Below are 13,208 nucleotides of genomic sequence, written 5' to 3'. Positions count from 1 at the left end.
GCTCCAGTCCCTTCTGCGTCCACGCGGCCGGGGCTCCGGCCGGTCAGGCCCGGTTCTCCGGGCCGCCGCCCCGCCGCAGGTCGGCATCGGTGAGGGGCTCCAGCGCGCCGCCCGTGTCGAGCCGGTACAGCAGCGCCACGGCGGGGAAGACCAGCACCACGGCCACGAGGGTCACGATGACCAGCCAGTGCAGGGTGGCGGGAGCCCCCGCCCCCTCGGCCACCGTCAGCGAGCCCGGGATCAGGTACGGACGCTGCGCCATCCCCCAGGCGATGACCGCCGACGCGACGATGCCCGCGGCCGAGACCCGCGACCACGCGCCGGAGGTGCGCAGCAGCAGCCAGGCCGTCACCAGCGCCGCCACCGCCGAGACGATCACGAAGAACAGCCCGGCGCCGCGGGTGAGGCCGTGCCACACGTGCGGGGCGTCGCCGTGGGTGACGACCAGGGTGGCCACCGCCAGCACGGCCAGGCCGGCGAGCGCGGCGAGCGCCCGCCACCGGAAGTAGGCGTGCAGGTCGGGGGCTTCGAAGCGCACCGAGTCCGCGGCCAGGAACACGGCCCCCAGCAGGGCCGTGGCGACGACCGCGAGCAGGCCGAACAGCACGGAGGTGGGATTGGCCCAGGCGTGCGCCGACGGCTCGGTGCCGGGCGCCACCCGACCGGAGGCGACCCCGCCCGCGGCGGCCCCCAGGAAGAACGGCGTGAGCAGTGAGGAGATCGCGAACACGGCCCCGTAGACCCGCCGTCCGGCGACCCTGCGGATGGGCTTGCGCAGGGCGAATCCCGCGCCGCGCAGCACGATGCCGACGGCCGCGAGGGCCAGCGGCAGCCACATCGACGAGAACACCGTCTGGAAGAACACGGGGAACCCGGTCCACATGATGACGAAGACGAAGATGAGCCAGACGTTGTTGACCTCCCACACGGGCGCCATGGCGTGGTCGATCAGCCACCGCGGGCGCTTCCCGCGCTCCGCGCCGCCCGCGGTCAGGTCCCAGAAGCCGGCGCCGTAGTCCGTACCGCCCGCGCAGGCGTACGCGGCGACCGCGAGCAGCAGGACGACGGCCACCACGTCGGCGGTCACCGGCTGCCTTCCCCGGTCGGTCCCGGGCCGCCGTCGCCGCGCGGGCTTGCCGGGGTGCCGCCGGCCGCGATCGCGGAGCGGGGGCCGTAGGGGGTGTCCGTCTCCGGTGTCTCCGCTTCCGTCGCTCCTTCCCCAGCGCGCCGCTCGTCGTCCAGCCGCCACCGGGTGCGCATCCTCAGGAGCACGACCAGGAAGGAGCCGAAGACGAACACGTACACCAGGACCACCAGCCCGAACATGGTCCACAGGGCGCCGGAACGGGTCGCGGTCACCGCGTCGGCGACCTTCATGTTCTGGTACACGATCCACGGCTGCCGGCCCACCTCGGTGGCAATCCAACCGCATTCGACGGCGATGACGCTGGCCGCTCCGGCGCATGCGGCGCTGCGGTAGAACCAGGGCGAGGCGGGCAGCCGGCGGCGGCGCCACCAGACGATCCCGTACCAGAGGGCGAGCAGCAGGAGCACGGTGCCGATGCCCACCATGGTGTCGAAGGCGAAGTGGGTGATGGTGGCCTGGGTGGCGTTCGGCCGCCGGTCGGCCGGTACGGACGTCAGTCCGGTCACCTCGGTGTCGGGGCTGAAGCCGGCGAGGATGGAGTCGAGCTGCGGGATCCTGATGCCGCCGGAGACGGTCCCGTCGGGGTGCAGGCGGCCGAAGAGGTACTCCGGTACATGGGTGTCGGTGTTCCAGACGATTTCCATGGCGGCGAACTTCACCGGCTGTTTGCGGAACACGGCACGGGCGATGGCGTCGCCCAGCACGAACTGGACCGGGGTGAAGACGGCCGCGACCGTGAACGGGACGGTGAAGCCGAGCCGGTGGTAGCGGTCGCGCCGCCCGCGCAGCCGGCCCGCGGCGTAGACCCCGGCGACGACGTACCCGGCGGTGACCAGCATCGCCACGACGAAGTGCCAGTACTCCGGCCCCAACATCGGCGTGAAGACGGCCGTGCGGACGTCCACGTCGACGGGATTTCCCTCGGAGTCCAGGGTGAAGCCCCGCGGGGTGTTCATCCAGGAGTTGGCCGCCAGGATGCCGAACGCGCCGAGCAGGGCGGCGGCCGGCAGCGGCAGCCCGAGCACGAAGTGCGTACGGGCGGGCAGCCTGCGCCAGCCGTACAGGTAGACGGCGATGAGGACGGCCTCCAGGAAGAAAGCCCAGGCCTCGACGCCGAAGCCGAGCCCGAAGACGTCGCCCCACCTGCCCATCAGCCCCGGCCACAGCAGCCCGAACTCGAAGGACAGCACCGTGCCGGTGACCACACCGATCGCGAACTGCACCGCCATCACCGCCGACCAGCGCCGGGCCAGCAGCAGGGCGGTCGCGTCGCCGCGGCGCAGCCCGTAACCGTGCATGATCAAGGTGATGAGCGGCAGCGCCACGCCCAGGGGCACCAGGATGATGTGCGCGGCCAGGGTGAAGGCCATGAGCGATCTGGCCGGCAGCATCTGGGGCGGTGCTTGCGCCAGCAGGTGGACCGTGGTGTGCATGGGCGACCTTCCCGGGGCAGAGGCGGGCGGGCGGGGTCAGCCGCCGGTGGCGAAGCCCGGGAAGAGGGTCATCCCCCCGTCGACGTAGAGGGTGGCTCCCACGACGTAGTCCATGAGGTCGGAGGCGAGACCGACGGCCGCGTTCGCGATGTCCTCCGGCTCGCCCACGCGGCGGTACGGGATGAGCTTCAGGAGGTCCTGCTCGGCCTGGGGGGTGTCCCAGGCACTGCGGTTGATGGGCGTCCTGATCGCGCCGGGGGCGATCGCATTGACGCGGATCCTCTGCGGGGCGAGCTCCTGGGCCAGGGTCTCCATCATCATCTGCACGCCGCCCTTGGAGGAGGCGTAGTTCACGTGCCCGGCCCAGGGGATGATCTGGTGCACCGAGCTCATGCAGATGATCTTTCCGGCGGAGCGGGAGACCTCCGGAACGACCCCGCGCCGCAGGAACTCCTTCGTCGCCTCCCGGGCGCACAGGAACTGGCCGGTCAGGTTGACGTCGATGACCTTCTGCCACTGGGCGAGGGTCATGTCGGGGAAGGCGCTGTCCCGCTGGAGTCCGGCGTTGGCGACGAGGATGTCGATGGTCCCGAACTCCTCGACCATGCGGTTCGTCATGGCGACGACCTGGTCCTCGTCGGACACGTCCGCCTCGTACGCCGCCGCGCGCACCCCGAACGAGGCGATCTCCGCGACGACCTTCTCGGCCTCCTCGCGCCCGGCCACGTAGTTCACGACCACGTCGGCGCCGGCCCGGCCCAGGCCGATGGCCGTGGCCTTGCCGATCCCGGAGTTGGCGCCCGTCACCAGCGCCTTCTGGCCCCGCAGCAGGTGCGGGGGAACCAGCCCCTGGGGTACGTCCTCGGTGGAACTCACGACAGAGCCTCCTCGACATCGCGACCCCGCACGGTCCGGGCGAGGACACCCGAGCGGGCTCGGGCGCCACACAACCACTGCGGACGGGGCACGGCGACGCGGGCCGCCGCGTGTCGCACCGCCGACCGGGGTTCTTCGCCCGGTCGGCGGTGTCCCGCGGGGGCGGCGCAGCGCTTCGCCCGTGCGTCGGCGGGGTGCGCGGTGACCGGCGCGGCGCTGCGTGCGCAGCCGGCCCGGCCGGTGCCCTCGCCGCTGGCCCTCCACGCGCTCACCCACGGCGTGGCCGTCGTCGGAGGTCTGGCGGCTGCCGATGCCGGGGGCGTCGTCGCCCGGCAAGCCGGCTGACGACCCCGGGGTCACAACACGGCGACGGTGAAGGGGTTGTCGACGTAGCTGCCGTTGAGGTCGTAGGTGTAGACGGTGACGGCGTTCGTGCCGCAGACGGCGTTGGGGGTCGTGGTGAAGCTGCGACGGTTGGAGTTGGGCAGTTCGACCTGGACCACGCTGAACGCCAGGTTCACCTGGTTGCTGACCTTCACGCAGTACCGGCCGGTGTTGACGTGCCGCACCCAGTCGATGTTCTTCGCCCGCTTGAGCACGCCGGCGGCGTTGACATCCGCCGCCGCCTGCACGTAGGGCGAGGTGATCGGCGTCGGGTCCGCCGCGGCGGCGGGAACGGCGAGCGCCCCGGTCAAGGCGGCAACTGCAAGCAGAAGGGGCACAGAACGACGCATGACTCACACTCCCGGCGACGGCGCGACCCACATCGGGCCGCGGGTGGTTTCACCACCGTCGCCGACCCACCCGCCGGACGACTCCCCAGCCCGCCCGGAATCGGCCGACCGTGACCGAACACCACCCGCCTGGCCCGTTCCGGCGAGGGGAAGGGGGAGCGGTTGGGGGGCAGGGGTAGTGGGCGCCGGGTCAGAGACAGGCGAGCAGTCCGTCGAGCGGGGCTGGTATGCGGTCGTGGGGGAGGGCCTCGACGAGCGCCCGTCCGTAGCTGATCTTGCGTCCCTTCTTCGTACCGAGGAAGCGCCGCAGCTGCTGCTGCGAGGTGCGGCCCCGCTGCGCGGGCTGGCGCAGGAAGGTCTGCAGGGCGCGCAGGTCGCCCTGCGAACCCACGACTTCCTGCACCCGCGGGACGCCCAGCGCGCGGATGAGCTCGTCCTCCAGATCCGCCGCGCAGACGAAGAACCGTTCGGGTGCCGCGCCGGCGCGCTCCCAGGCGCGGGCATAGTAGCCGCGCTCCGCCTCGTCGCACAGCCCCGTCAGGGGCAGGCCGAGGCCGCGGGGTCCGAGAAGGCCGGTGAACCGCCCGACACTCATGGCACCGCCCATCGGCAGGACGCAGACCCCCTCGGCCGCCAGGTCCCGGCCGCGGCGCGCGGCGAGCGCGCTCACCGCCGCGACGTCGCTCGCCCCTTCGAGCAGGACGACCGCCCGGACGCCCAGCAGCGGGGCCAGCTCGCGCGCACGGTCCCCGGTCCCGCCGGCCGCCCAGGCGGTCACTGCTTCTCGGAACGATCCCATGTCAGCCATGGGACGGAGTCTGCGCGCCGTCCGCCCCGCGCGCCAGGGAGTTTCCGCCGCTGCACGAGGGGGGGCCGGTGACGGCGGAAGCCTTCTGCCCGGCCCCCTCGGCATCGACGGCGTCCCGGGTGGCGGGGGGCGGCGTTGCGGCCGCCCACTCCCGCTCGGCGCGCCGTGAGCGCAGCGCCCCGCGCCTACCCGACCGCCAGGCCTGCGCGCGCCTCGCCCGGTTCGCAGTCGCCGGCGCGGCCGGCCACCGGCGCCGGGTCGCGCAGGCCGGTGTCCCCCGTCCGGGGCGGTTTCGATCTCGGCCCGTGTCGCCGTCTGCCGCGCTGGCATTGACCGGGCATGAACCCCATCAACCGCGCGGCGGCGGCCGCACTGGCCGCGTTGGCGGTGGCGGCACCGACCGCTCCCACCGCCACGGCGGCGCCGGCTTACAAGTGTGCGAGCAGCACCAGGGACATTGACGACACCAGCTATGACGGGCCGTGGCCGGACAACTGGCAGATCACGGTGAAGACGTGCGCGGCCCGCTCCGGCGGCACCGTGTACGCCTACGCCGAAGTGAAATGGGACGGCGCGACCTTCCACCCAGTGGACGATCCGACGATCTTCGACGGCGCCAAGCTGCGGTTGCAGATCAAGGAGTCCCGCGAGGGCACCGACCCCGTGGCCTTCGAGCGCGACTTCCCCGAGCTGGAGGCTCGGCTGGAGGACAGCACATCCAGCAGGCAACGCACCGGTACCTACCGGACCCCGACCATCAGCCACAGCGCCGGCCCCGCCGCCCTGGGCGACTCGGTGCTGTTCCTGGACTGGCAGGGGGACGGGCGCGGCTACCAGCGCCACGACTACACCGCCTCCCCGACCGTCTGACCCGCCCCCGCCTTGGGCTCCGCCGGTTTCATGGCGGAGCAGGGCCGAGTGCCCACGTGGGCCGCGGCGCCACACCAGCCACGCACAGGGTGTCTTCGGTGAGGCTGCGGCGTTGACTGGGCAGGTCCTGACCACGAGTGAAACGAGGCGTGTGTGAACAGCCCCTGTGTCTTTTCCGAAGGTTCTCTCCAGGCGTTCCGTCGCCTGGCCGAGCGGCGTGACGTCAACACCGTGATCCTCCAGCGCCAAGGCACGGCCGGTGGTCGGGCAGTGGAGGTGGAGGTGGAGGTGGAGGCGAACTTGACCCATGAGGAACTCCTTGAAGCTCTCCCTGCCGATGAGCCTCGCCTGGTTGTCCACGAGCTGGCCTTCGCCACCCCCGACGGCACCCGCCACAACGAGCCGCTGCTGATCTTCTGGGACCCCGTCAGCGCCATGGACCAGCACCAGGACCAGGACCAGGACCAGGACCAGGCGTACGCGGCCGCCTTCACCGCTCTGCAGACCCACCTTGAGACCTCCCGGGTCCACCTCAAAGTCCGGCAGGCCGATGAGTTGGAGTACCGAAAACTTGCCGCGCTGGCGAGTACGGCGGCAGAGCCCCGGCCAGGCAGGTGACGCCCGGCCGCAGGTCTTGCCACCGTCGGTCCCAGCCTCGCCCTGTTGGGCAGCAAACATGCGGTTGACCGTCTGGCTGGCCCCCAGACGGCCCGCTTGCCGCGGGTGCTGGAGCAGGGCCGGCAGCCGCACGGAGGCCGAACCGGAGAACGCCCAGCCACTCAGCGACGTCCACCCTGTCCGAAGAACACCCCTTTGCCATCTCCGTAATCAGTGACGAGGCGAAGCGCGCGCCTCACCATGGGCATCCGGGGCGCCACGTGAACCGCGTGGCCACTCCTGCATCTGAAGGCGTGAAGCCACCAGCTACGCCCGGTCTCCCCGGGCCGACTGAGGACTTACGGAGGATCCATGTCGCGTTTCCAGGCACGCCGCCGAACCGCCCGCATGACTTGGCACCTTTTGTGCGCATCGGTTCTTTGCCACCTGGTGTCCATGAGCGCTTTCAGCGCTCATGCCGCTGACCACGTGTCAAAACCAAAGGTCAATTGGGATGCCATTGCCCGGTGTGAGTCCGGCGGCAACTGGCGTGCCAACACCGGAAACGGCCATTACGGGGGTCTGCAGTTCACGCAATCGAGTTGGAAGGCCGCAGGCGGTGCCCGATACGCCCCTCGCGCCGACCGCGCCACCAGGTCGGAGCAAATCGCCACTGCCCAGAGGCTGGCCGCCATGCAGGGCATGGGCGCGTGGAGCTGCGCCCGTCGGTGATCCGGTAAAAGCCGCAGGGGCCCGCCTCCCGCCCCGCACCCGCCGGACCCGTACCGGGCATCGCCCCTGGCCGGCGTCCGCTCATCGGCGAGTTTCGGCCACTCGGCCGGGCGGAATCCGGTGTCGTGCTGGCCGACACCTTCATGCGCCCCCCTACGGTGGCCGGGCCCGGTACCGGACCACAGGGCCGCCTGTTCTCCATCGAACCGGCACCCCCGCGCTGACCACGCCCCCGCCCGCACCCTTCGCGCCGCAGGCCGGACAGTCGTGGATCACGGCCAAGTGCTGCGTCGGCAGGCCGTTTGATCGACAGACCCGGTCGAGGCGCGGCCGGCAGGGCGCTGGTGCCGCTCCCCGGCGCCGCAGACACGCCCACATGCGGCCCGCCCCGCCCGGTGGAATAGTGGGGAGCGGATGGAGGCCGCCCCCGGGGGTGTGAGTGGTCACGGACCTCCATGTGTCGTCAGCAGCTCCGCTTCCTCGCTGCCGAGGTCGAAGACGCCGACACCTCAACCACCACCGGCAGGATCCGGGGCCCTCCTCGAGCGAAGCGACTGCGTTCAGTCGAGGGAAGGGACATCTCATGCGAAGGAAGACCCTGTCCACCGCGGTCGCGGCCGCTGTGGCGTTCAGCGGGTGGACCACCGTCACCGTGATGACGGCCGACGCAGCGGAACGGGCCGCACCCGCCGCCACCTGCTTCCTCTCGGAAGGCCCCAACAACACGTTCGGCGTGTCGGGCGAAGGGTTCAGGCCCGGCGAACGCGTCACCGTAAGGAACTCACAGGGCACCACGGTGCGCACGACCACAGCCATCACAGGAGGTTTCTTCGAGGTCACGGGGCTGCCGAACGACACCTACAGCGCAACGGGACGTCGGGTCAGGGCGATCTGCCCGAAGTGGGTGTCGGACGAGGAGGCCGCGATCAAGTGCACCGTGACCAAGGGCCCGGGAACGACTTACGGCGTGTCCGGCAGGGGATTCCCGGTGGCGGAGACCGTCACGTTGAAGAACTCCTCCGGCGCCGTCGTGAACACCACCCAAACCATCCAGGACGGGTTCTTCGAGTTCACCGGCGTCCCCAACGACACGTACACCGTCACCTCGAAGTTCGCGAAGGTGACCTGCCCCAAGGCCGCCCAGTAGCGACACGCGACACCGCCCCCGCCCACGGCCGACCGACCAGCATCGCCGGCACCTCACCGCGGCCGATGTGGGCGATGTGGCCGCGGCTCTCCACGGCGGCTGGGGCAGGCGTCGAGGGCGCTGGAACGCCGCCACCCGGCTGTGATCATCGCCACGGAAATGAACACGTTCAGGAAATCTGCTGAACGTGTTCAACTTTGGGCGTAGGGTGCTGCCATGAGCGAGAGAAGCGCCCTCCAACGGCGTATCCGTGCCTGGCTGGTCCTGTTCATCGTGTGCCTCGTCCTCAGCGGGCTCACGGCCTTCCCCCTGGTCACCGAATTGCGCTGGGCCAACTCCCTGGTGTCCCACGCGTGGTTGAGCCGGGTGGGGGAGGGCTTGGACCAGGCCGACGCGCAGTACCCGTTCCTCCTCTACGGCACCGACTGGCTCGCCTTCGCCCACCTGGTGATCGCCGTCTTCTTCTACGGCGTCCTGCGCGACCCGGTGCGCAACGTCTGGATCATCGAGGCCGGCATGGTCGCCTGCGTCGGCATCGTCCCCCTGGCGCTGGTCTGTGGGCCCGTCCGGGGCATCCCCTTCGGCTGGAGCCTGATCGACATCTCCTTCGGGGTCTTCGGGGTGATCCCGCTGGTCGTGCTCCGCCGCCTCGTCAAACGGCTGGAGGCGCTGGCCGCCACCGCCTGACCGACGCAGCCCCCGTCGCCATCCGCGCCGGCCCCCGCTCGGGGGCCGGCGCGGCCGCCTCGGGGACCTCGGCGGCCCCCGCGGGCCGAACCGGGCGCGTGTGCCGCCGACCTACGGATCCACAACCGGATACCGCATCCGCTTGTGTTACCGTCTTCCTCAAGCGGATGAGTTATCCGGATGTCTGCTCGGGGTGGAGGAGCGCATGGGAAAGACAGCTGTCGTGACGGCCGGAACGGCCGGAATCGGTTTGGAGACGGCCCTGGGGCTGGCCGCTGCCGGGTTCTCGGTCACCGTGGTCGGGCGCAACGCCGAGCGGGGCGCCCAGGCGGTCGACCGCATCAACGCGGAGAACCCGGCCCGCCAGGCCCGGTTCCTGCCGGCCGACCTCGCCTCGCTGGAGGAGGTACGCGCGCTCGCCGACCGAATCGCCTCCGACTGCACGGCCGCGGGTGAACCGCTGACGGTGCTGGTCAACAACGTCGGGGCCATGTACCCGGTCCGCCAGGCCGTGGAGGGGGTCGAGGCGTCGTTCGTCGTCAACCACCTTTCGCCGTACCTGCTGACGGAACTCCTGCTGCCCACGCTGACGGCCGGGGCGCCGAGCAGGATCGTGAACGTCACCTCGGGCGCGGTCGCCGTCGCCAAGCGGGTGTTCGACGCCGTAGAGCCGCCCGGCGGCTACTACGGCTTCCACTGGTACGGCCGTGCCAAGCTCGCCAACCTCGCCTACACCCTGGACCTGGCCAAGCGGCTGGACGGCACCGGCGTCTCGGTCTTCGCAGCCGACCCAGGAGGAGCGGCGACCGACATGACCAACGGCACCATGAGCGACCCCAAGATCGTCTCACCCGCCCTGCGGCTGCTGTGGCCGCTCGTGCGTCGCACCTTCGCCCGCTCCACCTCAGGCCCGGCGTCCGTGGCCGCCCGGCCCTCGATCACCGCTGCCACCGACGACACCCTCACGGGCCGCACCGGCATCGTCATCGGCGCCCAGGCGCGCCCCGTCGCGCCGTTCCGCACGGCGACCGACACCCGCGTCGCCGAAGCCGTCCGCCGGCTCAGCGAACGCCACGCACCCCTCACGGCCACCTGACCGTCTGGCGGTCCGGGCCGCACGGGCCCGGGCGGCCCGGACCATCCGGATGGGCCATCCGATTAGTATGGCCGTCATGACGACAGCCCTGCGCAAGGACGCGGCCCGCAATTGGGACCGGATCGTCGCCGTCGCCCGCGCCCTGGTCGACGAGGGCGCCCCGCTGCAGCTCAACGACGTCGCGCGCCGCGCCGGCCTGGGAGTCGGCACCGTCTACCGGCATTTCGCCTCCCCCGAGGCGCTGCTGGAGACCGTCGCCACTCCCTGCCTGGAAGCCCTCGCCGCGTACGGTGAGCAGGCGCTGGCCGACACCGACCCGTGGCGCGCGTTCGAAGGCTTCCTGTTCCGTGTCGTCGAAGCACAGGTCACCGACGCCTCCCTCGCACCGGTGGCCGCCACCGACACGGACTCACTCCCGCGGACCACGGAACTGAAGCAGTCACTCCGGTCGACCGGCGGTGCTCTCCTGGACCGGGCCCGCGAGGCCGGAGCGGTCCGCCCCGACGTCGACGCCGGAGACCTCGTTCCGCTCATGTGCGGCATCGCCCACGCCGTCGACGTCCGCGGCGGCACGTCCGCCGACCGGGTCCACACCGCCCGCCGCTACCTGACCACACTGCTCGGCGGCATGCGGGCCACCCCGGCGAACGCGTGACATGCGGGGCGCCGGCCGCGGCGACGTGCCCAGTCGCCCTTGACCCGCCGCCGTGACGGTACGCAGTGCAAGGGTCACCGTGCTTGGGCTGCCGGGCGCTATGGGGCGGGGTGTGGGGGGTCAGGGTGGAGGCCGGGGCCGAGGGGCGGGCCGGCCAACGGGGTGGGGGAAAGGGCCGTGGGTTGCTCGCCGGCCTCCAGGAGGGTGTCGGCGGCGCCGACGATCAGGGGGTCGGGGTGGCCGACGGCTGTGTCGTCCTTGCGGTCGTAGTCGATGCGCCACAGCAGGCTGCGCATGGCCTCCAGGCGGGCGCGTCGTTTGTCGTTGCTCTTGACCACCGTCCACGGTGCGTGGGCGGTGTCGGTCGCCCGGAACATCTCGACCTTGGCGGCGGTGTAGGCGTCCCACAGGTCCAGGGAGGCGAGGTCGGTGGGAGACAGCTTCCACTGCCGCACCGGATCGACCTGACGGATCGCGAACCGGGTGCGCTGTTCCGCCCGGGAGACCGAGAACCAGAACTTGACCAGGAGGATCCCGTCCTCCACGAGCATGGCCTCGAAGGCGGGACACTGCCGCAGGAACAGCTCGTGTTGTTCCGGGCTGCAGAACCCCATGACCTTCTCGACCCCGGCGCGGTTGTACCAGGAGCGGTCGAAGAAGACGATCTCACCAGCGGCCGGCAGGTGGGCGACGTACCGCTGGAAGTACCACTGCCCCGCCTCCCGCTCGGTCGGCTTGTCCAATGCCACGATCCGCGCCCCGCGGGGGTTGAGCCGTTCGGTGAACCGCTGGATCGTGCCGCCCTTGCCCGCCGCGTCCCGCCCCTCGCAGATCACGACCAGCCGCGCACCGGTCTCCTTCACCCAGTGCTGCAGCTTCAGCAGCTCGATCTGCAGGATCCGCTTGGTTCGCTCGTACTCCCCGCGACGGATCTTGTGGTCGTACGGATAGTTCTCCCGCCAGGTGCGGATCGGAGCGCCGGAGGAGTCCAGCAGCACCGGCTGTTCCGGCCGTCGGTCGTCCACGCTGAGCCCCGTCAGCAGATCGTCGGCTTCCGTCCGCGGCCCTTCCTGCTCGTTCACGCGGTGCACCTACCCGCCTCCCGCCACCTTTCACCCTGGGCGGCTTCGACGGCCTGCGGCTGCTGCCTGCCGCTCCTGGGCGGGGATGGCCCGGCCTCGTCTGTCGAACGGTACGCGGCACCTCGGGGGGCCGGCGCGGGCAAGGGGACCTGTCCCGCTGGCTCACGGCAGTCGGCAGGGCCCGGCGTTCTACGATGGGAGGCAGGAACGCCGGAGGAGGCTGCCATGGCAGGCCGCCACCGTTACCACCTGGACCAGGACGGCCACTCGATCACCGTCCTGCATGACCCTCGGCGCCGGCGAGCGGAAGTCTGGATCAACGGAAAGACCGTCACCGTGGCCGAAACTCCGCGCCACCGTCCCACCGTCATGGAAGCGGAGATCCCCACCGTTCCGCCGAAGGGCGTGGTCGTCAGGATCGGCCACCCCGACGACCCGGGCGACGTCCCCCTGTGCGTACTGGAGACAGGCGGCGACCGCTACCTCATGCCCCACGTCGCTCTCACCCAGGAGGAACGCGCGCCGGCGGAACGGACACCGCCGGCCCGCACACCCGGCGAACTCCTGGCCCGGTGGAGAGCACGACACCAACACCGCCGAAGCGACGTCAGTAAGTGACCGGGCAGCGGGCCGCCCCGCAGCGGCCCTGATCGGGACCGCTTGGGCCACCTGGGACGGATGGAGCGGCAGGGCGGCACCGCCTCCCCTCCGCCGCCGGAGTCGGCCCCCTCAGTGCAGCCGGCCAGCGGCGACCGGGGCGCCGGTGAGACCGATGGGCCGGCGGCGGTGCCGCCGGCCCACACGGGGCCTACTTGCCTGGGGTGGGCCGGGTGGTCCTGAAGCGGGCGGTGCCTTCGTTGTCCTGGGCCGGGGTGGTGTCGTACCGCTGGAAGCCGGCCTTCTCCAGGACGCGGACGGAGGCCGGGTTGGACAGTTCGACGCCGGCGGTGACGGTGTGGACGCCCGGTGCGGTCAGGGCGAACGCGGCCAGTGCCCGGACGGCCTCGGTGGCGTAGCCGCGGCCGCGTCGGGAGGCGACGACGCCGTAGCCGATTTCGAGGAGTCCCTCGTGGGGCGGCCAGAACAGGCCGATCGAGCCGACGATGAGACCGCTGTCCCGCTCGGTGATCAGGCGGTGGCCGTAGGCGCCGAGCCAGGCGGGGTTGTCGCCGAGGAGGCTCGCGATGACGCGGTCGCCTTCGGCAGGGAAGTCGGCGGCCCAGCCGTCAGGCCGGGTGCCGCCTTCGTGCGCGCTGACGGCGAGGGCCTCGGCCGCCGTCCAGGTGCGCAGGACGAGCCGCTCGGTGGTCAGCTCGGTGAGGTCTTCGGAGAGAGAGGAATGCA

Annotated in this window: 15 protein-coding genes; 8 read left to right on the top strand and 7 right to left on the bottom strand. The window is 71.6% G+C overall.

From position 1 onward, the window contains the following. Positions 1-43: 43 nt before the first annotated feature. The 5 genes from AB0953_RS24760 to AB0953_RS24740 form a co-directional block, all read right to left on the bottom strand. Positions 44-1,087 (bottom strand): cytochrome d ubiquinol oxidase subunit II, encoded by a 1,044-nt coding sequence (locus AB0953_RS24760; protein ID WP_366861747.1) that lies wholly within the window; start codon positions 1,085-1,087, stop codon positions 44-46. Beyond that, positions 1,084-2,580: a cytochrome ubiquinol oxidase subunit I gene (locus tag AB0953_RS24755; protein ID WP_366861746.1), complete on the bottom strand. Its 1,497-nt coding sequence runs from the start codon at positions 2,578-2,580 to the stop codon at positions 1,084-1,086. The genes AB0953_RS24760 and AB0953_RS24755 overlap by 4 nt, the downstream gene beginning before the upstream one ends. Positions 2,581-2,616: 36 nt before the next feature. Further along, on the bottom strand, positions 2,617-3,411 hold the full coding sequence (locus AB0953_RS24750; protein WP_366861892.1) for an SDR family oxidoreductase: 795 nt from the start codon (positions 3,409-3,411) through the stop codon (positions 2,617-2,619). Between the two features lie 401 nt (positions 3,412-3,812). Further along, entirely contained in the window at positions 3,813-4,151 is a 339-nt protein-coding gene (locus tag AB0953_RS24745) for a hypothetical protein (protein WP_366861745.1), read from the bottom strand. A 229-nt stretch (positions 4,152-4,380) separates the two neighbouring features. Beyond that, a complete protein-coding gene (locus tag AB0953_RS24740) occupies positions 4,381-4,998 on the bottom strand; it encodes a TOPRIM nucleotidyl transferase/hydrolase domain-containing protein (RefSeq protein ID WP_366861744.1) in 618 nt (205 codons plus the stop codon). A gap of 339 nt (positions 4,999-5,337) precedes the next feature. Here AB0953_RS24740 and AB0953_RS24735 point away from each other — a divergent pair, with 339 nt between their 5' ends. The 7 genes from AB0953_RS24735 (at position 5,338) to AB0953_RS24705 (ending at position 10,782) form a co-directional block, all read left to right on the top strand. Then, positions 5,338-5,868, top strand: coding sequence for a hypothetical protein (locus AB0953_RS24735; RefSeq protein ID WP_366861743.1), 531 nt, complete (start codon positions 5,338-5,340; stop codon positions 5,866-5,868). Between the two features lie 153 nt (positions 5,869-6,021). Next, complete coding sequence (locus tag AB0953_RS24730) at positions 6,022-6,486, top strand: hypothetical protein (RefSeq protein WP_366861742.1); 465 nt, start codon at positions 6,022-6,024, stop codon at positions 6,484-6,486. A 435-nt stretch (positions 6,487-6,921) separates the two neighbouring features. Next, positions 6,922-7,197: a transglycosylase family protein gene (locus AB0953_RS24725; protein ID WP_366861891.1), complete on the top strand. Its 276-nt coding sequence runs from the start codon at positions 6,922-6,924 to the stop codon at positions 7,195-7,197. Positions 7,198-7,780: 583 nt separating this feature from the next. Beyond that, positions 7,781-8,344, top strand: coding sequence for a hypothetical protein (locus AB0953_RS24720; protein WP_366861741.1), 564 nt, complete (start codon positions 7,781-7,783; stop codon positions 8,342-8,344). 216 nt (positions 8,345-8,560) lie between these two features. Next, entirely contained in the window at positions 8,561-9,031 is a 471-nt protein-coding gene (locus AB0953_RS24715; RefSeq protein ID WP_366861740.1) for a hypothetical protein, read from the top strand. Between the two features lie 205 nt (positions 9,032-9,236). Further along, a complete protein-coding gene (locus AB0953_RS24710; RefSeq protein WP_366861739.1) occupies positions 9,237-10,127 on the top strand; it encodes an SDR family NAD(P)-dependent oxidoreductase in 891 nt (296 codons plus the stop codon). A gap of 76 nt (positions 10,128-10,203) precedes the next feature. Continuing rightward, positions 10,204-10,782, top strand: coding sequence for a TetR/AcrR family transcriptional regulator (locus AB0953_RS24705; protein ID WP_366861738.1), 579 nt, complete (start codon positions 10,204-10,206; stop codon positions 10,780-10,782). Positions 10,783-10,880: 98 nt separating this feature from the next. Here AB0953_RS24705 and ppk2 read toward each other — a convergent pair whose 3' ends face one another. Continuing rightward, a complete protein-coding gene (gene ppk2, locus AB0953_RS24700; RefSeq protein ID WP_366861737.1) occupies positions 10,881-11,864 on the bottom strand; it encodes a polyphosphate kinase 2 in 984 nt (327 codons plus the stop codon). Between the two features lie 225 nt (positions 11,865-12,089). Between ppk2 and AB0953_RS24695 the strand changes: the two genes are divergently transcribed. Further along, complete coding sequence (locus tag AB0953_RS24695; protein WP_366861736.1) at positions 12,090-12,482, top strand: hypothetical protein; 393 nt, start codon at positions 12,090-12,092, stop codon at positions 12,480-12,482. Between the two features lie 190 nt (positions 12,483-12,672). Here AB0953_RS24695 and AB0953_RS24690 read toward each other — a convergent pair whose 3' ends face one another. Continuing rightward, complete coding sequence (locus AB0953_RS24690) at positions 12,673-13,176, bottom strand: GNAT family N-acetyltransferase (RefSeq protein ID WP_366861890.1); 504 nt, start codon at positions 13,174-13,176, stop codon at positions 12,673-12,675. Positions 13,177-13,208: the final 32 nt, after the last annotated feature.

The organism is Streptomyces sp. NPDC046866, assembly GCF_040704625.1.
Taxonomy (GTDB): Bacteria; Actinomycetota; Actinomycetes; order Streptomycetales; family Streptomycetaceae; genus Streptomyces.
This window is presented reverse-complemented; position numbering and strand designations above follow the sequence as displayed.